Origin of the sequence: Campylobacter hyointestinalis subsp. lawsonii, from assembly GCF_013372165.1 — a bacterium.
Classification (GTDB): Bacteria; Campylobacterota; Campylobacteria; order Campylobacterales; family Campylobacteraceae; genus Campylobacter; species Campylobacter lawsonii.
The window spans coordinates 1,341,970-1,362,714 of record NZ_CP053828.1 but is presented as its reverse complement, the minus strand read 5'-3'; the positions used below and the strand labels follow the sequence as shown (position 1 = coordinate 1,362,714).

At 32.7% G+C, this 20,745-nt stretch carries 26 protein-coding genes and 1 other RNA gene; 17 read left to right on the top strand and 10 right to left on the bottom strand.

Features of this window, described 5'->3' with window-relative positions; all coding sequences use genetic code 11:
• Window positions 1-96: 96 nt before the first annotated feature.
• The 5 genes from CHLWT_RS07015 to CHLWT_RS06995 are packed head-to-tail and all read right to left on the bottom strand — an operon-like array spanning window position 97 to window position 3,447.
• The gene (locus tag CHLWT_RS07015) at window positions 97-462 is read right to left on the bottom strand and encodes a hypothetical protein (protein ID WP_063997844.1); all 366 of its coding nucleotides are present in this window, start codon (window positions 460-462) and stop codon (window positions 97-99) included.
• Entirely contained in the window at window positions 459-1,070 is a 612-nt protein-coding gene (gene bioD, locus CHLWT_RS07010; RefSeq protein WP_111999884.1) for an ATP-dependent dethiobiotin synthetase BioD, read from the bottom strand. Before bioD ends, CHLWT_RS07015 begins: the two co-directional genes overlap by 4 nt.
• Window positions 1,067-1,756, bottom strand: coding sequence for a methyltransferase domain-containing protein (locus CHLWT_RS07005; RefSeq protein ID WP_111949593.1), 690 nt, complete (start codon window positions 1,754-1,756; stop codon window positions 1,067-1,069). Before CHLWT_RS07005 ends, bioD begins: the two co-directional genes overlap by 4 nt.
• Complete coding sequence (locus CHLWT_RS07000; protein ID WP_104064396.1) at window positions 1,746-2,360, bottom strand: pimeloyl-ACP methyl esterase BioG family protein; 615 nt, start codon at window positions 2,358-2,360, stop codon at window positions 1,746-1,748. The genes CHLWT_RS07005 and CHLWT_RS07000 overlap by 11 nt, the downstream gene beginning before the upstream one ends.
• Window positions 2,341-3,447 (bottom strand): aminotransferase class I/II-fold pyridoxal phosphate-dependent enzyme, encoded by a 1,107-nt coding sequence (locus tag CHLWT_RS06995; RefSeq protein ID WP_111995768.1) that lies wholly within the window; start codon window positions 3,445-3,447, stop codon window positions 2,341-2,343. The genes CHLWT_RS07000 and CHLWT_RS06995 overlap by 20 nt, the downstream gene beginning before the upstream one ends.
• Window positions 3,448-3,579: 132 nt before the next feature.
• On the opposite strand from CHLWT_RS06995, the gene CHLWT_RS06990 reads away from it, so the two are divergent.
• The 4 genes from CHLWT_RS06990 to rnpB all read left to right on the top strand — a co-directional run bounded on the left by CHLWT_RS06990 (window position 3,580) and on the right by rnpB (window position 6,338).
• Window positions 3,580-4,059: a helix-turn-helix domain-containing protein gene (locus CHLWT_RS06990; RefSeq protein ID WP_051663732.1), complete on the top strand. Its 480-nt coding sequence runs from the start codon at window positions 3,580-3,582 to the stop codon at window positions 4,057-4,059.
• A complete protein-coding gene (locus CHLWT_RS06985) occupies window positions 4,052-4,870 on the top strand; it encodes a thiamine-phosphate kinase (protein WP_111999883.1) in 819 nt (272 codons plus the stop codon). The genes CHLWT_RS06990 and CHLWT_RS06985 overlap by 8 nt, the downstream gene beginning before the upstream one ends.
• Window positions 4,848-5,981, top strand: a complete 1,134-nt coding sequence (gene truD, locus CHLWT_RS06980) for a tRNA pseudouridine(13) synthase TruD (RefSeq protein ID WP_111999882.1) — start codon at window positions 4,848-4,850, stop codon at window positions 5,979-5,981. The genes CHLWT_RS06985 and truD overlap by 23 nt, the downstream gene beginning before the upstream one ends.
• Window positions 5,982-6,013: 32 nt before the next feature.
• Window positions 6,014-6,338: RNase P RNA component class A (gene rnpB, locus CHLWT_RS06975), an RNA gene on the top strand.
• On the opposite strand, the gene CHLWT_RS06970 is transcribed toward rnpB, so the two are convergent.
• The 4 genes from CHLWT_RS06970 to CHLWT_RS06955 are packed head-to-tail and all read right to left on the bottom strand — an operon-like array spanning window position 6,334 to window position 9,089.
• Window positions 6,334-6,549, bottom strand: a complete 216-nt coding sequence (locus CHLWT_RS06970; RefSeq protein ID WP_063997852.1) for a hypothetical protein — start codon at window positions 6,547-6,549, stop codon at window positions 6,334-6,336. The genes rnpB and CHLWT_RS06970 overlap by 5 nt on opposite strands.
• Before the next feature lie 2 nt (window positions 6,550-6,551).
• A complete protein-coding gene (gene fliS / locus CHLWT_RS06965) occupies window positions 6,552-6,923 on the bottom strand; it encodes a flagellar export chaperone FliS (protein WP_063997853.1) in 372 nt (123 codons plus the stop codon).
• Between the two features lie 9 nt (window positions 6,924-6,932).
• Complete coding sequence (gene fliD / locus CHLWT_RS06960) at window positions 6,933-8,726, bottom strand: flagellar filament capping protein FliD (RefSeq protein WP_111999881.1); 1,794 nt, start codon at window positions 8,724-8,726, stop codon at window positions 6,933-6,935.
• A 3-nt stretch (window positions 8,727-8,729) separates the two neighbouring features.
• The gene (locus tag CHLWT_RS06955) at window positions 8,730-9,089 is read right to left on the bottom strand and encodes a flagellar protein FlaG (RefSeq protein WP_111968534.1); all 360 of its coding nucleotides are present in this window, start codon (window positions 9,087-9,089) and stop codon (window positions 8,730-8,732) included.
• A 117-nt stretch (window positions 9,090-9,206) separates the two neighbouring features.
• On the opposite strand from CHLWT_RS06955, the gene CHLWT_RS06950 reads away from it, so the two are divergent.
• The 13 genes from CHLWT_RS06950 to CHLWT_RS06890 all read left to right on the top strand — a co-directional run bounded on the left by CHLWT_RS06950 (window position 9,207) and on the right by CHLWT_RS06890 (window position 20,292).
• A complete protein-coding gene (locus CHLWT_RS06950) occupies window positions 9,207-9,557 on the top strand; it encodes a hypothetical protein (RefSeq protein WP_063997856.1) in 351 nt (116 codons plus the stop codon).
• Complete coding sequence (gene rsmD / locus CHLWT_RS06945; RefSeq protein ID WP_063997857.1) at window positions 9,547-10,119, top strand: 16S rRNA (guanine(966)-N(2))-methyltransferase RsmD; 573 nt, start codon at window positions 9,547-9,549, stop codon at window positions 10,117-10,119. Before CHLWT_RS06950 ends, rsmD begins: the two co-directional genes overlap by 11 nt.
• Before the next feature lie 84 nt (window positions 10,120-10,203).
• Entirely contained in the window at window positions 10,204-11,253 is a 1,050-nt protein-coding gene (locus tag CHLWT_RS06940; protein ID WP_063997858.1) for a flagellar basal body P-ring protein FlgI, read from the top strand.
• Complete coding sequence (locus CHLWT_RS06935; RefSeq protein ID WP_111999880.1) at window positions 11,253-11,549, top strand: rod-binding protein; 297 nt, start codon at window positions 11,253-11,255, stop codon at window positions 11,547-11,549. The genes CHLWT_RS06940 and CHLWT_RS06935 overlap by 1 nt, the downstream gene beginning before the upstream one ends.
• 51 nt (window positions 11,550-11,600) lie before the next feature.
• Entirely contained in the window at window positions 11,601-11,804 is a 204-nt protein-coding gene (locus CHLWT_RS06930; protein WP_111949571.1) for a flagellar biosynthesis anti-sigma factor FlgM, read from the top strand.
• A gap of 37 nt (window positions 11,805-11,841) precedes the next feature.
• Window positions 11,842-12,273, top strand: coding sequence for a flagellar export chaperone FlgN (gene flgN, locus CHLWT_RS06925; protein ID WP_111949569.1), 432 nt, complete (start codon window positions 11,842-11,844; stop codon window positions 12,271-12,273).
• 1 nt (window position 12,274) lies between these two features.
• Window positions 12,275-14,128, top strand: a complete 1,854-nt coding sequence (gene flgK / locus CHLWT_RS06920; protein ID WP_111999879.1) for a flagellar hook-associated protein FlgK — start codon at window positions 12,275-12,277, stop codon at window positions 14,126-14,128.
• Window positions 14,129-14,131: 3 nt separating this feature from the next.
• Window positions 14,132-14,911, top strand: coding sequence for a TIGR02757 family protein (locus tag CHLWT_RS06915; RefSeq protein ID WP_063997862.1), 780 nt, complete (start codon window positions 14,132-14,134; stop codon window positions 14,909-14,911).
• A 40-nt stretch (window positions 14,912-14,951) separates the two neighbouring features.
• The gene (locus tag CHLWT_RS06910; protein ID WP_111999878.1) at window positions 14,952-16,322 is read left to right on the top strand and encodes a phosphomannomutase/phosphoglucomutase; all 1,371 of its coding nucleotides are present in this window, start codon (window positions 14,952-14,954) and stop codon (window positions 16,320-16,322) included.
• Window positions 16,322-17,005, top strand: a complete 684-nt coding sequence (gene queC, locus CHLWT_RS06905; RefSeq protein ID WP_111999877.1) for a 7-cyano-7-deazaguanine synthase QueC — start codon at window positions 16,322-16,324, stop codon at window positions 17,003-17,005. Before CHLWT_RS06910 ends, queC begins: the two co-directional genes overlap by 1 nt.
• A 74-nt stretch (window positions 17,006-17,079) precedes the next feature.
• Window positions 17,080-18,366, top strand: a complete 1,287-nt coding sequence (gene gltX, locus CHLWT_RS06900) for a glutamate--tRNA ligase (RefSeq protein WP_111995759.1) — start codon at window positions 17,080-17,082, stop codon at window positions 18,364-18,366.
• The gene (locus CHLWT_RS06895; protein ID WP_111968559.1) at window positions 18,366-18,662 is read left to right on the top strand and encodes a YggT family protein; all 297 of its coding nucleotides are present in this window, start codon (window positions 18,366-18,368) and stop codon (window positions 18,660-18,662) included. Before gltX ends, CHLWT_RS06895 begins: the two co-directional genes overlap by 1 nt.
• Window positions 18,640-20,292, top strand: coding sequence for a lytic transglycosylase domain-containing protein (locus CHLWT_RS06890; RefSeq protein ID WP_111999876.1), 1,653 nt, complete (start codon window positions 18,640-18,642; stop codon window positions 20,290-20,292). The genes CHLWT_RS06895 and CHLWT_RS06890 overlap by 23 nt, the downstream gene beginning before the upstream one ends.
• Here CHLWT_RS06890 and CHLWT_RS06885 read toward each other — a convergent pair.
• Window positions 20,213-20,713 carry a hypothetical protein gene (locus CHLWT_RS06885; protein WP_111999875.1) on the bottom strand — a complete coding sequence of 167 codons (501 nt, stop codon included), beginning with the start codon at window positions 20,711-20,713 and terminating at the stop codon, window positions 20,213-20,215. The two genes, CHLWT_RS06890 and CHLWT_RS06885, sit on opposite strands and share 80 nt — an antisense overlap.
• Window positions 20,714-20,745: the final 32 nt, after the last annotated feature.

The following is a 20,745-nucleotide window of genomic DNA, read 5'->3' as shown; positions in this document are numbered from 1 at the left end:
ATTGTATTATTAAAATTAAAATTTGTATTGAATATCAAAATAATAGAAAATTAATAATGCAAACCAAAAACTAAATTTACAAAAAATCCGCAATTATTAAATTTGTTTTAACGCTAAAATAAGCTTGGATTTAAATTCTTCTAGTCTTAAATCTCTTTTTAAACCTTCTCTTTGCTTTACTCCCCACATGGATTCTGGAAAAAAGCTATCATCTGCAAATCTAGCTTGTATATGCAAATGCACCTTTGGAACGTAGTTTGCAAAACTCGCCCAGTTGATTTTAGTAGGTCTATAAAACTCAAGCATAGTTTTTTCGACTATAAAACCAGCTTCAAATAATCTTTTTTTAGTAGTCTCATCGCAGTCGCTAAGCTCTTTAAAAACTTGCTTTGTAAAGATTTTTACCCACGGAATTTCACTTGTCTCAAACTCAAGATATATAAAATCATCACTATAAATCATAGCTTTACTCCTACTTTTAGAATTTGCTTTCTTAGGTCATCTGCTGCATTTTCAAAGCCGAATTTATCAAAGTTTTTGAGATTAAAAAAGTTTAAATTTGGATATTGTCTTTTTAGATATTCTTCGCTTAATTCGTCTTTTTCATCGCTAAAGATAACTCCTAAAATTTCTATATTTTTACTCTTTAAAGCTTCTATGCTAAGAACTGTGTGATTTATGCTCCCAAGATAGTTTCTAGAGACTAAAAATGTAGGCAATTTTTTAGCTTCTATATAATCTATCATATATTTTTCAGAATCCATCGGACAATAAAGTCCGCCAGCAAGCTCGACTAATACGCCGTTTTGCTTTGGAATATCTATCTTAAGACCTTCAAAAGTAACGTTTTCTTTTATCATTCCTACGTGCGGGCTAGCAGCTGTTTTTAGGCTAATGCCAGGAGCGTGAGATACTAAATTTGCTACTTTTGCTTCTACAAAACTTTTATCAGTGATGCTGCCTGCTTGAATGAGTTTAAAATACTCAAACCCAAAAGCATAACAAAGTGCAGCGCTAACGCAGCTTTTTCCAGCGTCTGTGTGGATTGCGCTTATGCAGATATTTCTCAAATTTCTATCCTTTTACATATCATTATCATAAAACTATACGTGAGTTTAAACTCACCTTCAAAGTAAGATTCTAAAGCTTTGTATGTTGATTTTGTAAGTTTAAAGCTTCCATTTAGGTTATTTACGCCGGTTTGCTTTAGGTGCGTTAGTAGCTCTTTTAAACTTGCAAATTTAAGCTCAAAATCGCCTGTTTTGGTTTCTAAAATATCAAATTTATCTCCGAAAATTTGCAGTATTTCCTCTTCTGTTTTGTAGTTTAAGCTCTGTTTTGTATATGATGAAAGCTCATTTAAAGTACCTTTTATAAAAGTACAAAATCCAAGGAAACCATCATTTTTTAGACTTAAGCTTATTTTATCTCTTAAAAGCTCTAAGTTTTCTATCCATTGAAAAACCGAACTAGATACGATAAGGCTTTGATCTTTTGGTATTTGTATCTCTAAAATATCGCCTATTTGCGTGTTAAACTCGCTCATATAGTCGCTTTTATATATGTCATTTAGAGTGATATTTTTAAATTTAAATAAACCTAAAATTTCCTTAGTCAAGACCCCACTTCCAGCGCCTATCTCATAGATATCTTCAAAATCTTGCTTGTATTTTTTTATAGTTCTTGCTAGTTTTTGCGCAACATAAATTTGTGGAAGTGCAAACTCGTCATAAAGCGTGGCTTTTTCAAATTTCAAAAATCTCTCCAAAACTTTTGAATTTAAAAAATACAAAATGCGGAGCGTTTATACAAACAGCTTTTTGCTTGAAGTAGTCCAGACATACTTTACTTGGAAATATCAGGTCTTTTTTGCTGATTATCGCTTTGTTCCAGTTGATATGATCTTCATTTTTTTGTGAGGCATTTTTATATAAATTTATTAATTCAAATTTTGCATTTTGGTTAAATTTAAAATCATTTATTTTATTCTCTGAAATACCTAAAAAACATAGTTTTTTAAAACTTTCAAAATCGTAATCGCTTATGCTTTTGTAAAAAATATCTTTTTTTATCCCAAACTCGTCATCTATCCCAAAAGGTGTTCCATTTATCGCTACTGCGGTTTTAAGTTTGATGTCTTTAAGTACTAAATTCGCCGCCCAAACGCCCATAGACCAAGCGATCAGATAGATTTCTTTCTCTTTTAAAATTTCATAGTCAAATTTTAAATCGCTATAGTCATAAACTACGCAAAGTCCGTAGTCATCAATATTTAAGTGTTTAACTGAGCTAGGAGTAAAAGAATATCCTAAAAATAGCAGTATTAGCTTTTTCTTGTCTTTAATTAGATCTATTTTCATCTAAAATCTCTTTTAAATTTAATAAATCTTCACTTAAAATATCACCCCTTAAGCTTATGCGAAGTCTTGATTTTCCAAGTGGAACAGTCGGCGGACGAATCGCCGGTATGAAATATCCTGCTTCAAAAAGCTTTTGTGAAAGCGCAAGTGCCTTTTTGTTTTCACCGACTATAAAAGGGCTGATATGACTATCACTTATCCCTAAAAATTTGATAATTTCTTTTAAATTTGCTCTTTTGATGCTATGGTCTTTACTCAAAACAAAATTCGTCCAAGCTACATTTATAGGTGGAATCGCTGTTGAAAAGATAAGACTTCTAGCGCTATTTACAAAAATATCTTTAAATTCATTACTACTTATCATCACTGCGCCACTACTTCCGACGCCTTTTCCAAGAGTTACTAACAAAAAATCGATCTGCCTATCAAGCCCCAGCTCTGCACTAAGCCCAAGCTGTGATTTGACAAAAAACGAGTGCGCTTCATCGACGTAAATCAAAACATTTTGGTAAGTCTTTTTTAAATTTACCATAAATTCTATATCAGCGCTGTCTCCGTCCATACTAAATACCGCTTCTGTTAGTATGATGATGTGATCAAATTTATCGCTGTTTTGTCTGAGTAAATCTTCTAGCATTTCATTATCATTGTGAGCAAATCTTTTGAAATTTGCATTTGCAAGTTTTAGAGCATCTATCATACTAGCGTGGATTAGTTTATCTGCTAAAAATAGCGTTTTATCGCCATTTAAAGCTGAGATACAGCTGAGATTTGCACAATATCCAGAGTTGAAAATCACCGCTTTTTTGGAATTAAATTTAGTCTCAAACCAGCTCTCTAGCTTGTCAAATTCTTCATTTGCACTATAAACTAGTCTGCTTGCTCCTGAACCAAAAAACCAATCTTTATCTTTGCAAATTTCTAGAAATTCGTTTTTTAAATTTGCGTTTGTGGCTATACCTAAATAATCGTTACTTCCTAAATTTAGAAGTGTTTTGCCATTAATTTCGATAAATTTAGAATGTGTTCTTGTCTTTTTGATCTCTCTGAAATTTTCTTGTTCTTTTGCTTTTTTTATATCAAACATTTATCACCTAGTTGGTTGATTAGCTTTATAATTATTTTATTTAAAAGAGGGTGATTATAGCAAAATGTTGCTAAATTTATAACTATTTTATAGAGTATTTGCTAATATTATACAAATTTATAAGGTTTAAAAATGAAGAGTTGTATTGTTTTGTATGATAGAGTAAATTTGCTTAGTTTTGCCAAAATTTATGACTTTTTTACCAAAAATAAGCTTGATTTTGAAGTGGTATCTTTAAGTGAAGTTGTGCTTGATGAAAGAGGCTTCGAGCTAAGAGCAGAAAGACACTCAGAGTCTTTATACGCGTATGATATAGTAGCTATCCCAAGTGGCGTTGGCGCTCTAAATTTAAGATATGATGATATATTTTTGAGTTGGATAAAAAGTGGCTTAGAGGCCAATTTAAAAATAGGCTTAGATCTTGGTATTTTGCTTTTTGCGGGTGCTGGATTTTTAGATGGAGGCAAGGCTACCATAAGAGGCGGATACAAAAATGCTTTAAGCGAGTTTTGCCAATACTCAAGCGAAGATTTTTGCGAATACGGCAGAGTCTTAAGTATGACTGATACAAAAACTTCTTGGGCGTATTTAGAGTCGAAAATAAATGGATAAAGAACAAAATATCATAGATATTTTTACAAATAAATTTATCGGCGATGATGGCGCTGTAGTTGGTAAAATGGTGCTTAGCAAAGATATGTTTGTGGAAAATACGCATTTTAAGCGTGGTTGGCTTAGTGCATTTGAGATCGGTCAAAAAGCGATGCTAGTAAATTTAAGCGACGCTGTTGCTATGAACGCGGTGCCGTGTTTTGCTCTTCTAGGACTTGGTGTGCCTTCAAATTTAAAAAATAGCTATATCTTAGAGCTTTGTAAAGGCATAAAGCTTACTGCTGAGAAATACGGCGTTAAGATCATCGGTGGCGATACCGTAAAATCTAGCGAGATAACTATCAGCTTAAGTATTATCTCATATCTTCAAAATGCCAAAGAAGTGAGTAGAAAAGGCGCAGCACTAGGGGATCTAGTCTGCTATACAGGAAGCCTTGGTGGCTCTTTAAAAGGGCTTAAAACTCTGCTAAATGGCGGACATATCTCTAGCAAGTCTAAATTTAAAACTCCTATTTTAAGAGATAAATTTATGAAACATTCGGCTAAATTTATAAAATGTGCTATGGATATCAGCGACGGGTTAGCTAGTGATCTACCAAAGATCTGTTCTAAATTTAGGGTTAAATTTTACAAAAATGTATCTAAATTGCAGTGGCTTAGTGGCGAGGAGTATGAACTGCTTTTTTGCGTGTCTCCTCGCAATCTAAAAAGAGTGCAAAATGAGGCAAAAAGATGCCGTGTGAAGCTAAATATTTTAGGAAAAATCATAAAAGGAAAACAAAAAACACATGGAAAATTCACCCATTTTTGAGCCACTTCTTTCGACTACTCATTCGCCTATAAATGCACATTTTAGTAAAAATGCTAGCGATTTTGTCGTGCGTGAAAACCCTCTTTATGAGTTTAGTGGAAGTGGCGAGCATCTGATCGTCGAAATTCAAAAAAAAGATCTTACTACCGCTCAGGCTCTTAGCATATTGAGTGGTGAAAGCGGTGCTAAGATACGTGATTTTGGCTATGCTGGTCTAAAAGATAAAGAGGGAATGACGACGCAATTTATAAGTTTGCCAGTCAAATTTGAAAAAAATTTAAGCAATTTTAGCCACGAAAAACTAAAAATTCTAAACACAACAAGGCATAATAACAAAATAAAACTCGGTCATTTAAAATCAAATAATTTTTTTATCAGACTTAAAAAAGTACTTCCTAGTGAGGCTACTAGGCTTAGAGAAGTTTTAAATTTAATCGATAAAAACGGCTATCCGAACTATTTTGGATATCAAAGATTTGGTAAATTTGGTGATAATTCAAAAAGCGGACTAGAAATTTTAAAAGCACTAAATTGCGGCGATAAAAAAGTATTTGGGAAGTATAACCCAAAACTTAGGGATTTTCTCATATCTGCTTATCAAAGCGACTTGTTTAATAAATGGCTTAGCAAAAGAGTGGAAATTAGCCGTTTTAGTGAGTGTTTTAATGCAAATGAGTTAAAAGAGATATATAAATTTGATAAACAGACTATCGCTAGTCTAAAATCCCAAAAGCAGTTTTTCAAACTTTTACAAGGCGAAGTTTTAGAGCATTATCCATATGGCAAAGTCTTTTTATGTGAGGATTTAGAAGCTGAAGTTGAAAAATTTGTCGCTAGAGATAGGACTAGCTCCGGGCTTATAGTAGGCGCTAAGGCTTATGAGAGCAAGGACGTAGCTAAAGAAATCGAAGATATGTTTTTTAAAGAGGCAAATAATTTTAAGCATTTGATGAGCGGTTCAAGAAGATACGCTTGGGTTTGGATAGAAAATTTAGAATACAAATACAACGAGCAACAAGCTCAGTTTAGTATGAGTTTTACACTTCAAAAAGGCTCTTATGCGACCGTTGTTTTGAAAGAAATTTTGGGTAGAGATATATTTGAGATTTAACTTGCTTTAAAATGTTTTTAGATACAATCAGATCAGTGCGACTGGTAGTTACAAGACGCAAGTCTTGAGGAAAGTCCGAGCTGCTATAAGACAGAGTTCCACCTAACAGGTGGCTAGGGAAACCTAAGGGATAGTGCAACAGAAAGAAAACTACCGCTTTTGCGGTGATGGTGAAACGGTGAGGTAAGAGCTCACCAGCATTTGTAGTAATACATTTGGCTATGTAAACCCAACTTGCAGCAAGAAGGGATGGTTTGGAGTCTTATGTTCAACCCTTCGCTCAAATTTGATTGTGAAATCAAAATTTAGATAAATGACTACCATAAACAGAACTCGGCTTATGGTCGCACTTTTATATGCTATATTGTCTTACTTTTTTTATCTTTTGAAACTCGATATCAAGTTTTTTTTGTTTTTCTTTAAACATTTTTACAGCTTCATTTACAAGAGCTAAAGTGCTTCTCATCTCATCTAAGCTCATCTCATTTGGATAATTATTTGTAAGATAGTCTATTTTGTCAAGATCTTCATTTACAAGAGCTATTTTAAACTCATCTATCCAGTTCATCATTACTCTTCTTTTGTAGCATCATGCCACGCATCAAGTAGCTCTCTTGTTACATGAATTACTTCATCTAGAGGAGCTTTGTCGTTTTTTAAATTTGCTTCTGCTATGAGCTGAATTTGTCTAGCATAAAGTCCATTTAGATACTGAGAAACAGCGCCTTGTCTCATATCTAGTGAGTTTATAAGCTCAAAAAATATGGCATTTGTTTTGTTTAAAAACAAGACTTTATTTTCTATATCACCATCGTCCATAGCTTTTTTTGCTCTATAAATAAAACGAAGAATCCCCTCATAAAGCATTGTGATGAGCTTCTTAGGAGATTCTATGCCCATATTATTTTGATTATACGCTTGATAGGCTAAATTTGTTTGCATTTTTTTGTCCTACTTGTCTTTTGTCGCCATTTCGATCATAGATGAAAGGGTGCTCATTTGATTACTAAGTTTATTTAAAATAACTTCATATTGAGAAAATTGAGTTTGCATACGCTCATATTTTTCATTTATTCTATTTTGTGTGTTTTCTTTTTCTGTCGATAATTTTTTGTTTTCAGATACTAAGCTATTTGCATAGTTTGTCAAAGTTCCATTTGTTCCTATTAAGCCATTTAGTGTATCTTTTAATTTTTCAAAAAATCCAGTCGTAGTAGTCGAGCTACCTTTTAGATCTACTTTTTTTAGACCTAGATTTTGAAGGAAAGATTCTTCGCCATCTATTTTTAAATTTGCTCCACCTACACCTTTTAGTACCAAATTTCCATTTGTATCTAAACTAGCTGCGATATCGGTAACTCCTGCATTTGTTATAGCTTTTAAAAGCTCTTTGGTTTTTTCTTTTTTATCACTACTTTTTAATTCTATATCAATTTCTTTATCATTGATTTTGAGTTTTCCTTTTATTGGATTTGTATTTTCTTGTATTCCAGTTGATCTTGTGCTTACGTTTGTATATGTTGTAGCTGTGCTAAAGAAACTTTGGAAATTATCAAAATCATTTTCTAGCTTATCTTTTAGCTTCACACTATCAAGTGTTAGAAGTCCATCTTTATTTAAGCTAATACCAAAATATTGCAATGATTTTCCATTGCTATCGACACCATTTATGATCTTATTTAAGCTGGTTTTTATATTTATTATCTCTGAAACTCCTTGAAAAGTTCCACTAGCTTTTGTTTCTGTATTATACGATGTTGCAACTTGCAGGTTATTTACAAGCGAGTTATATGATGTTATCATATCTTGAATGCTTTTAGTAACAGTTTCGGTATCTTGAGTGATATTGAAATTTGTATATTCGTCACTTTTATCTACTTTATTTAAATTTATAGTCACTCCAAGCTGAAGATCTTTGATAGTATTTGTGCTTCTAGTGATTTCTATACCGTTAAAGCTAAATTTTGCATCACTAGCCTTGCTTAGTGTCACTCCGCCATCACTAAAAGTAACGTTGTTGTCTTTTTCTGTAATACCATTAAAAAGTGCTTGAAGTAATTTTTTTGAATTTTCTTTGTCATTTGTTTGTGATGTTGTTGATGAGCTAGTGTTAGCTTTGTCTTCATAAAGACTAAATTTGATTTCATTTTTCTTGCCAGTTTCGCTTGAACTAAGCACTAGTCTATAAGGCTCATTGCCGCCTACATTTAGGACTTTTGCATTTATTTTGCCTTCTGTTTTTTCATTTATCTGTTTTGCTATATCATCTAATGATGTTGATTTATCTGCTTCTATAGTGTAAGTTTTATCGCCTATAGATATATTAAATGAAGCTGATTTGGCATCTGTAAGCACTGGACTATTACTCATAGAAAAAGTCTTGCTTTGGTATGAATCTTTTGTGGCTAGCTGATTTACCTTTATACTCATATTTCCAGCATTTACGCCATTTGCTACAGAGACAGTAGCGTTATTGCTTCCTGTGCTACTAACTTTTTTTGCCATATAGCTTGAACTATCAGTCAGCGATGAAACACTTGTTTTAAAACTGCTAAGAAGTGTTGTTATAGCAGTCAGATCAGTCTGTTTTGTTTGATTTGCTGTTATTTTTTTTGTTATCGGATCTATTGTTGCTTTTTCATCTGATTGTTTTAGTGTTTGTATAAGCTCATCATTTAAAGCTGTTTTTTCACCGCCATTTATTTTACCAAATACGCCTATTGCGCTTACGCTTCCTAATGCCATTTTTTACTCCTTTTTATCAAAAAGCATACCAATAGCTTCTTTGAAATATTCAGTCATTTTCATAGCATGTTCGGTTGGAATTTTACGTATAGTTTTACCACTATTTGCTTCTGTGACGTTTACATACATTGCATCTATTTTATCGTTATATCCAAATCTTACATTTGTTTCAAGTCTTTGCATATCTTCATTTAGTTTTTTTATGGTTTCATTTACGCTTTTGCTATCCATAGCTTGCGTAGAGTTTTTTGTATTTTGTTCATTATTTGCATGTTCAACCGCTCTTGTATTTTGAGTATTTTGAGTGTTTTGAGTAGATATTTGAGTATCTAGCTGCTGTGAAGCCACTTTAAAAATTTCCATTTCACATCCTTTGAAATTATAGTCTAATCCAAATATCGGTTAAGAAAGATAAATTTTTATAGTTATATTGAAATATTGAGATAAAATATGTTAAAATACGAACCTTTAGGAGATTTTATGAAGATATTTACGCAGTGCGAATGTTTATTACTTAGTGAGAGTTTAAGACTATTTTTAGACGATTTTTATACTTCAAAAAAGGATTGTGATTTTATAATAAGTGATAAAAAAATAGATTCTGATAAACCTGTTTTCGTAATAGATGAAAAATCTCCATATCTAAAGATTCCATTTACAAAAGAGTCTCTAATAAACACTCTTGAAGAGTTTTACTCTGCTATAGAGATACAAAAAAGCGCTACTTTATTTAAGGCAAAGAGTAGTTCTTTTGAGCAAAATTTATCGAATTTAATAGATAAATTTAAAACAGATCTTTTAAATTTGATAAAAAACGAATATGAAAAATAACCTATTTACAACCATAACTAGTGGAAAATACAAAGGCAAAAAAGTAATGCTTCCTAGCTCTTTGACTACTAGGAGTACAAAATCTATCGTAAAATGTTCATTTTTTAACACTATCCAAAACGAGCTTTATGAAAAGACGTTTATAGAGGTCTTTGGCGGATCTGCTCTTATGGCTATGGAAGCTCTTAGCAACGGAGCAAAAAATGCTTATGCTATAGAGATAGATAAAAATGCCTTTAAGCTTACTCTTGCTAATACCTTAAGTTTGAAAGATGAAAATATAAAAGCTTTTAACGCAGATACTTTTAAGATCACGCCTGAACTTGTTAGTAAAAACAGCGACGTGATTTTATATATAGACCCGCCTTTTGATATAAGAGAGGGTTTTGAAGATATCTATAAAAAAGTCTGGGATATGCTGACTTTTATAGATAGATCAAAGATATATTTAGTTGTTATCGAACATATATCTAGCTATGACGCGCCAAATAGTTGTGGCGAATTTATAAAGTTTAAATCACGAAAATTTGGTAAAACCACGCTAAGCTACTACCAAATTTAATAAACAAATTCAGATCATAAATTTATCATAAAGCAAAATTTGGAATAACTTTTGCTTTTACTCTTTAAAATTCTAAGGATTGATATGAAATTTATAGTTAGGCTTTGCATTTTGATATCTTTTTGCGCGACTTTAAATGCTACTCAGATCAAAGACATAGCAAGCATAATCGGCGTTCGTGAAAACCAACTTATAGGATATGGTCTTGTTGTAGGACTTAATGGTACTGGAGATGGCAGTAGTAGTGAATTTACTATTCAATCTTTATCAAATATGCTACAAACGGTAAATGTAAAAATAGATCCAAATGATATAAAATCAAAAAACACAGCAGCTGTGATGGTCACAGCCAAGCTTCCGCCTTTTGCAAGACAAGGCGATAAGATAGACGTGACTATAAGCTCTATCGGCGATGCTAAAAATCTTCAAGGTGGCACCTTGCTTTTGACTGCTCTTAAAGGCGTTGATGGCGATATATACGCTCTTGCCCAAGGAGCCTTGACTATAGGCGGCGGAACAAGTAAAGGCGGAAATCATCCTACTGTTGGAACTATACTTGCTGGTGGTTTGGTTGAAAAAGAGGTTGTATTTGATATCTACACTCAACAATTTGCAAATCTAAGTCTTAAAAACTCAAGTTTTCAAACAGCAGTAGATATGCAAAGAGCTATAAATGCGAAATTTGGCGCAAAGTCTGCTACTGCCATAGATCCAAGAACAGTAAGACTAGCAAAACCTGCAAATTTAAATATGGTAGAGTTTCTAGCTAGAGTTTTAGACGTAGATATGAACTACAAAGCAGATGAAAAAGTCATCATAGATGAAAGAACTGGAACCGTAGTGAGCGGTGTAAATATCACAGTCGATCCAGTCGTCATATCTCATGGAGCCATAACTATAAAGATAGATCCAAATACTTATGATGGGACACAAAATGCAACGGACGTGGATATAGGCGGGAACACGTCTATAGATACGGCAAACAATACGCTAAAAATCGGTGCAAACCAAACTACGGTTGCAAACATAACAAGGGCTTTAAACAAGCTAGGAGCTAGTCCAAAAGATATCATAGCCATCATAGAAAATCTTAAACGAGCAGGAGCCATACATGCGCCAGTGGAGATCATATAATGCAAGTAGATAACTCTTTAGCACTTGATGCTTACAACAAATTAAGCACGCCAAATTTGAAAGATAAAAGTCTTTCTAAAGATGACGCTCTTTTAAAAGAGCAAACAGATGCTTTTGAAGCATTTTTAGTAAAAGAGGTTTTAGATATCTCTATAAAAAACGAAAACTCTTTGTTTCCAAAAGATGCAGGAGATAAGATCTACTCATCAATGTATAATGATACGATGAGTAAGGCACTTAGCGGAGGATTAGGATTTAGCGAGATGTTGTTTAATTTTTTAAAAGAGAGAGGTTAAATAAAAAATTATTTTATCCGATTTAGCTTTCAAAGTTAAAAAGGATTTAATATGATAAATTCTGTAGGTTCTGTGCAATACATCGCACAAAATGAGTCAGTACAAAAAAACGGAACAAAAAAAACACAATCAACACAAGATACTCAAAGTAGTACAGAAAGTAGGGTTGATGCTATAGCTAAACAGATAAATGAAGGCACTTACAAGATAGACCTTAAAGGTCTAGCAAGTAAAATAGCAGATTCCCTTATGTAAAGCGTTGCTCCTTTGAGTTAGATAAAGGAGCAGTCTTATGATAAATAGATACTTAGATGAGAGTATAGCTCTCTTAAATGAACTCATAGAGATCACACAAAAAGATATAGAAAATATCAAAAACGCAGACCATACTCAGCTTGACGAACATACAAGACAAAAAGCTATTATCATCAAAAAATTTGAAAATACAAAAAATCTTTTAGATAAAGAGCTCATAAAAATTTCTAGCGAACACAACGGAACAGATCTTGCTAGTATTCTCTCAGATGAGATCAAAGATAAACTAGGTGTTTTAAGAGAATCTTTGGTTTTGTTGCAAAATAAAAATAAAGAGTATGCTAAATTTGTCGTGGCGGTCAAAGAGTTTTATGATTCTTTAGTAAAAAAGATGTTTGGCAAAGATAGCGACTCATCGTACGTCGATAAAAATATGAGTACGGAGCAACTTTTTAAATTAAGGATTTGAGATGGGAATTTTTGATTCATTATATACTGGAGTTTCTGGGCTAGGTGCGGCTCAAATTCAAATTCAGGTTACTGGTCAAAATATAACAAACGTAAATAGCGACTACTACACAAGACAAAGAGTAGTTCAATCTGCTCGCGAACCATTTCACTCAACTCCTGGCGATATAGGTCTTGGTGTAAAAGTAGATACTATTATTAGAATTCACGATGAATTTACATTTGATAGATTAAAAACAGCGACTAGTAACCTAGAAAATACAACATATAAACAACAAGTTTTGCAAGAGATAGCTCAAAGATTTCCTGATCTTCAAGATACTGGACTTATAAGAGATATAGAAAATTATTTTGGTGCGTGGAATGATTTTGCCTCTCATCCTTATGAGAGCTCACAAAAGACAAATTTACTAAAATTAACTCAAACTTTAACTTCACGTATAAACGATACTTCAAATCAACTAGAAAAAATACATACTATAGTAAATGATCAAGTAAAAACTACAGTTGATGAGATAAATCGTTTAGGAGAGCAGATAGCTGGTATAAATGCTGAGATTCAATCTGTAGAATCAAATGGGATAAATCACGCAAATGATTTAAGAGATAAGAGAGACCAACTTGAACTAACTATGTCAAAGCTAGTAAATATCTCTACATTTAAAAATGAGCTTTATAGCGATAGCACTGTGAGTGGAACATTGACAGATCAAGGTAAAAACTATAACTTAAATATAAGCGGGATTACTTTGATTGATGGCGTAACATTTCATCCGCTAAAACTCGAATCTAACAAAAACGAATACGGCTTTAGCGATATATTTTACGAACTAAACGATGAGACAAGAGCTAATATGAGCTCAAAGATAACAGGTGGAAAGCTAGGAGCTATTTTAGATCTTAGAGGTAGATATAGCGATGAAAATGGCAATATGACTGATGGTATGATTACTGAATTTAGAGATAATTTAGATACATTTGCAAAGACTCTTATTCAGCAGACAAATAATATCTATGCAAGCTCAGCTCAAGATAAGATGAATACTGCTGATATCTCTGGCATGAGAGACAATACAACTCTTCAAAACATAGATAAAAATATAAAAAATGGAAGTTTTGATGTTATTATCTATGATGCTTCTGGTAAAGAAGTAGCTAAAAAAACTATAAATATCAATCAAACAACTTCTATGAACGATACTACTCAAGGCAATTCTATAGTTAGTGACTTTAACGCAGATACTGATGATAACGGCGATAAGAACTTAAATAATGATGTAAATGATTATTTTGTAGCAAATTTTAAATATGATGAGATAACAAAAACAGGAAATTTAAGCTTTACACCAAAATACGCTTCAGGAGATTATAAAATCGCCATACAAGATAATGGAACAAATTTCGCTGGTGTTTTTGGTCTTAGTAAATTTTTTGAAGGCGATGATGCTGCTAGTATTAGAATCGAAAGTTCTTTGGCTAAAGATAGCTCAAAGATACAAGGTAATAAAGCTCCTATCAACGGAGATAATAGTATGGCGAACGCTATGGTAAATTTACAAAATTTAAAACTAGATTTCATTTCAGAAAATGGCATTACTAAAAATGAAACGATATCTGGGTACTACAGATATCTCACTACTGATATAGCAGCAAAAACTGAGTCTGTAAATAGCATAAACAGCACAAATACATCTTTACATAAGAGTGTATATGCTGAGTTTCAATCAATAAGTGGCGTAAATATAGACGAAGAACTTTCAAATTTAATCAAATTTCAATCAAGTTATGGAGCTGCAGCTAAGATAATAACGACTGTAGAAAAAATGCTCGAAACATTGATAGGATTAAAGCAATAAATTATGAATAATAGTTATTTAAAAGAGATTTTAGATGAGCATCTTACAAGCAAAAATACGATAGTAAATTTATACTCTCAAGCCGATCCACTTCAAATAGCATCTAAATTTAAAGATCCGTTTATAGCTTTGATCTGTGCGTTATTTGCGTATGGAAACGCAAAAATGATAGTTAAATTTTTAAATTCTCTAGATTTTGATATGCTAAATCTTAGCGATGATGAGATAAGAAAAGAGTTTAAATCAAAAAAAATTTTGTATCGTTTTCAAAATAGCTCTGACGTAAGCGAGATCTTTATAACGATAAAACGCTTAAAAGAGTATGATTTACAAGGTATTTTGCTAGATGGTTTTAATAAGCGATCTTTAATGGTAGATGCTATAAATGAGCTTATAGCTCAAATTTATAAACTAAATTTATATAAGAGTGATGGTTATGAGTTTTTCTTTGGACGTGGGTTTGATAAAGAGCCTAAAAGTCCGTATAAACGCTACAATATGTGGCTTAGATGGATGGTAAGAGATAGCGATATAGATCTAGGATTATTTAAAAACCTACCAAAAAGTGAGCTTATACTTCCGCTTGATACGCATACTCATAGAGTTAGTTTAGAGCTTGGTCTTTGTGATCGTAAGAGTTATGATTACAAGGCGGCTTTGTGTATTACTTCAAATTTAAAAATATTTGATAGTAGCGATCCAGTAAAATATGATTTTGCACTTTATAGAATAGGGCAGAGCAAAGAGCTTGAAAGGGTAAAATCTAGACTAAATAAAATTTAACTTTATTTTTGCTAGTATAACGCTTATTAAAGGATGAAAAGTGTTTGAAACAATATTTAGAGAGTATGATATACGCGGGATCTATGAAAAGGATTTAAATGAGCTTAGCGTAAAAGCTATTGGCTATTGTCTTGGAATCACTATGAAAAATCGTGGCGTTAAAAGTGTTAGCGTAGGATTTGATGCAAGGCTTAGCGCTAGAGCTCTTTTTGGCTTTTTGGTTAGTGGTTTAAATAGAGCTGGACTTGAGGTTTTTGATATAGGAATGCTACCGACTCCGGTTGGATATTTTAGTGTTTTTACAGGTATTTTTGATGCAAATATAATGATCACCGGAAGTCATAATCCAAAAGAGTATAATGGTTTTAAGATTACTATTGGCGTTGAAAGTTTTTTTGGAGCTGATCTGCAAAAATTAAAAGATAGCGTAAATGAATTTTTATCTAGTGGCGAAGTCGTAAAAGATGATTTTCGTGCAACTAAATTTGATGTTTTGAGTCGCTACGTTCAGTTTTATGAAAAAGAGTTTTCTCATTTAAAAGGATTAAAAACTAAGATTATTTGTGACTGCGCTAATGGAGTTGCTGGGATAGTCTTAGAAAGAGTCGTAAAAGCTCTTTGTTTAAATGCGACTTTGCTTTACAAAGAGCCAGATGGAAATTTCCCAAATCATCATCCAGACCCTAGTGAAGAAAAAAATTTAAAAGATCTTAAAACTGCACTAAAGGGTGAATTTGAGATCGGTTTTGGGTTTGATGGCGACGCAGATCGCATAGCTGTTTTAACCAAAAAAAGGGTTATAAAAGGCGATGATTTAGCCTATCTTTATGCTAAAAATATGAAAAATCCTAGAGTTTTAGGCGAGGTTAAATGCTCGCAAAATATGTATGATGAAATCGATAAGATCGGTAAATCTTTTATGGGAAAAACGGGTCATAGTAACATAAAAAAAGCGATGCGCGAATTGAATATAGATATGGCTGCTGAGGTTAGCGGACATATATTTTTCAAAGAGAGATTTTTTGGCTTTGATGATGCTATTTATGCGATGATAAGAGTTTTGGAGCTGATTCAAAAAGGCTTTGAGCTTGATGCTGAGCTAGATAAACTTCCGGTGCTTTACTCAACAGATGAGATAAAAGTATCTACTAAAGACGAAACCAAATTTAAAATCATAGATGAGTTAAAAAAAGAACTAAATAAAAAAGATAATGGACTTCCAAATATCCTTGATATCATCGATATAGACGGCGTTCGGATTAAATTTGATGGTGGCTGGGCGCTTGTTAGGGCTTCAAATACTACGCCGGTTTTAGTCACTAGATTTGAGGCTAGTAGCCCAGAGTTTGTTAAGCTTTTGGAAGAAAAAGTTTTAAATTTAGTAGAGAGTATAAAGTCAGAACTTAACTAATGAAAAAGAACGTGAAAAATAAAAAAGCAGTTTGCGTGATAAGTGGCGGAATGGATAGTGCTTTATCTGCATATATCGCTAAAAACGAAGGCTATGATATAATCGCACTTCACTTTGACTATCAACAAAAAACTATGAATAAAGAAAAAGATTGTTTTCACAAAATTTGTGAGTGTTTAGGTGTAAGCAAAAAAGTGATCTTAGATACTTCTTTCATAGCAAATATCGGCGGAAATGCTTTAACAGATCTAGATGTTAAGGTGCCAAAAGATGGTGTAAAAAGTGATCTTCCTATAACCTACGTCTTTTTTAGAAACGGAATATTCCTTAGTATCGCAGCTGCACTTGCACAAAAAGAAGATTGCGAAGCTATATTTATAGGAGTTGTAGAAGAAGATAGTAGTGGCTATCCAGATTGCAGTGAAGAGTTTATAAAAGCGATGAATAAAGCTATAAATTTAGGAACTAGCGACAATAGTATCAAAATCAGAACGCCTTTAGTGCATTACACTAAAGAAAATATCGTTAAAAAAGCGTTAGAACTAAAAGTTCCTCTTGAATTTACTTGGAGTTGTTATGATAGCGAAGATGAGGCTTGCGGTAAATGTGATAGTTGCAGACTTAGACTAAAAGGTTTTGAATTAGCAAATTTAGAAGATAAAATACCTTATAAAAAAGCTTGATAAAGACTTTTTGCAAAGATAATATTTAACCTATATATGATATAATCAATCCTAAATTTTTTTAAGGAAAATAGATGTATCGTTTCGCACCATCGCCTACAGGGGATATGCATATAGGTAACTTAAGAGTCGCTTTATTTAACTATATATGTTCGCTTCAAGATAAAAGTGGATTTATTTTACGTATAGAAGACACTGATAATGCTAGAAATATCGACGGAAAAGACAAAGAAATTTTTGATATTTTGACTAAATTTGGCGTGAAATGGGATAGGCTGTATTATCAAAGTAAAAATCTCAAATTTCATCAAGAATTTGCAGCTAAACTTTTGAGCGAAAAAAAAGCGTTTTTATGTTTTTGCGATGAAAAAAGCTTAGAAGCTAAAAAAGAAGCTGCAAAGGCAGCTGGAGAAGCGTATAGATATGATGGTGCTTGTGAGCATTTAAGTGACGATGAGGTACTTCATAATCCTCATCCAGCAGCAGTTCGCCTAAAAATCAAAAATGAGCCACAAAGTTTTTATGACGCTATAAAAGGTGAGGTTAAATTTGAACCGCAAAACATCGATAGTTTTGTGCTTTTAAGAGCAGATAAAACTCCTACTTACAACTTCGCTTGTGCGATAGATGATATGCTTGAGGGCGTTACTTTTGTTATAAGGGGTGAAGATCACGTGAGTAATACCCCAAAACAAAATCTCATTCGTGAGGCACTCGGTTATACCGGTAAAATTGGCTATGCGCACCTTCCTATCATTTTAAATAAAGAAGGTAAAAAGATGAGCAAGAGAGAAAATAGCTCATCTGTAAAATGGCTATTAGAAAAAGGTTATATGCCTGAAGCTATTGCAAATTATCTTATTTTGCTTGGCAACAAAACGCCTTGTGAGATATTTAGCTTGAATGACGCCATAAAGTGGTTTGATATCAAAAATATATCCAAATCCCCAGCCAGATTCGATGAAGATAAACTAGCTCAGATAAATCGCGAACATATAAAAATGGCTAGCGATGAGAGATTAAAAGAGCTTGGATTTAATAAGCCTAGTTTGGCTAGATTTTATACTCAAGAAAGCAGTCTTATCCCAGAAATCAAGGCTAAAATAGATCAAATTTATACTCATAAAAATATCGATGGCGAGTGGAGCGATAATGCAAATTTGATAAAAGATGCTATACTAAATTTAGATATCCCTAATAGTTTTGATGAATTTAAAAACGCTATCATTCAAAAGACAAATTTAAAAGGCAAAGCACTTTTTATGCCACTTCGTCTTTTGCTAACAAAAAGTGAGCACGGACCTGAGCTAAAAGAGCTTTATGATCTTATAAAAGACGATATAAAGGAGATAGTATTATGATGGTTTTGAGTCTGTTTTTAGTATCTGTGGCAAATTTACTTCATATTGTTATCACGGCTTATACTTGGGTGATTATTGCTGCAGCTCTTATTAGCTGGGTAAATCCAGATCCGTATAATAAGGTCGTTCAGATACTTTATCGCATCACAACTCCGGCTTATGAGTTGGTTCGTAAAACACGCATTCCAACTGTATTTGGCGGTATAGATATAGCTCCTATCATTGTGCTTTTAGTACTTCAGTTTTTAGATATGTTTGTTGTAGGATTGCTCTTTGAAATCGCTAATAAACTTTAGTCTAATAGCTATATTTTTTAGCTCTTTTTTAAATTCACAAGTTTTAAACATAGAAGAACTAAAAACTGCCCCACGCGGTTTGGCAAGAGATTATTACATATACCGGTATATTAATGAGAAAAAACCGAGTAAAAAAGAGATAGCTCAGCTAAAACATTATGTTTATAGATATGCTGGAAAGATAAAAAGCAAGATAGAAGATAAAATAGGCGTCTCAAAGCAGGTTACTTTAGACTGTCGTGGCATAAATGCAAACAATCTTTTAGAAGCGAATGCGACTTGTCAAAATGCGATCGTCACTATTAAATACTTACAAACTCTTAGTAGAGAAAAGAGAAAAGAGTTGGCGGATAAATTTAAAAATGTATCGCCGTCTTTGGCAAATTTTATCATCGGTTTTGATATGCCAGATCCTGTTTTATACTATATAAATACTAACGATACTGCTAGCTATCTAAAATGCTATAATGCAAGTAGAGATAAAGAGAAGTTTTTAAACGAACATAATCTTACTAGTAAATTTGTAGCGAAAATAAGCTCAAATCGGCAGTTTAAAGCTTTGATAAATGATATAGTGATAAATCGAAAATACAATGAGTTTAGGCATAATCTCATAAGAATTAGTAGTAGTGATCTTATCGATAGCGATGTCGCATTTTTACTTGGGCTAAATGCTATTTTATTTCATAGAGATGAAGACGCTTTGAGATTTTTTAGTAGTGCGGCAAAAAACGCAACTGCAGCTAGTAAAAGAGATAATGCAAATTTTTGGGTATATCTGATAACAAAAGATAAAAAGCTATTAAAAACCATAGCAAAAAGTAGCGATATAAATATCTATAGTCTTTATGCAAGAGAATTTAGCGGTGGTGGAAAGATAAAGATTATAGTTCCAAATCCAAAAATAGATACGCTATTAAATTATGACTACACCGATCCTTTAGCTTGGCAAAGAGTGAAAAATAGCATATCTAAAATGGATAGTGCTGAGCTTTTAAAGTATGGAGCTAGATTTTTTACTAAAAGCACTATTGGCGAGTATAGTTATATAATGGAAAAAGCCCATAACTATAAACTTCACTTTTATCCAACTCCATTTATGGAAGATATCGGCTCAGATGATACAAAAAGAAAAGCGCTGATACTTGCTTTGGCTAGACAAGAAAGTAGGTTTGTACCGAGTGCGGTTTCGACTTCTTATGCACTTGGAATGATGCAATTTATGCCATTTTTAGCAAATCACATAGGGAAAAAAGAGTTAAAAATAGAAGGCTTTGATCAAGATGATATGTTTAAACCAAGCGTTGCATATAAATTTGCAAATCGTCATTTAGATTACTTAGAAAAGTATCTGAGCAATCCAGTATTTATAGCATACGCTTACAACGGCGGTATAGGTTTTACAAAAAGAATGCTCCAAAAAGGCGATCTTTTTAACAAAAATAGTGCATATAAGAAGTATGAGCCGTTTTTATCTATGGAGCTAGTGCCTTATGCAGAGAGTAGAAACTACGCAAAAAAGGTGCTTTCAAACTATATTATATATCTTGCTATTTTGAATTCCAGTACAAAGATTTCGCAATTTTTCGAAAATTTAATGATACCTGGAGAGAGCGAGAAGTTCCGCTAATATCTATAATCCTATCAAAAGTAAGATTTAGCGTATCGCTATCTATTTGCGGTGCGCTAACTTTTAGATATTTACCCCATGGCATTTTAAATGTTGTTAGTTTTAAAAGCGGATCATCATCTGCTAAAACTTCTATTTTTGTGGCATTTGAGTTGTTATTTACTTTAAATGATCTATAGTCTATAATGCTTTCTTTTGGGTAAATAGAGAGTATAAAATACTCATTTTGTTTATCTTCTAAAATATTTTGATGTATCGGATTTAAGTAAGTCGCTACAACTAGAAATTTATTATTTACGTCTTCAAATTTTTGTGTATATGCTAAAAGTTCATTTTTTAAAGGATCATGCACATATATTTTTTTAGTAGTGCAACCTATTATAAATAGTGGTAAAATGGCAAAAATTATAACTTTTTTCATCTAAATCCTTTTTGGCAATTATAACATATTTT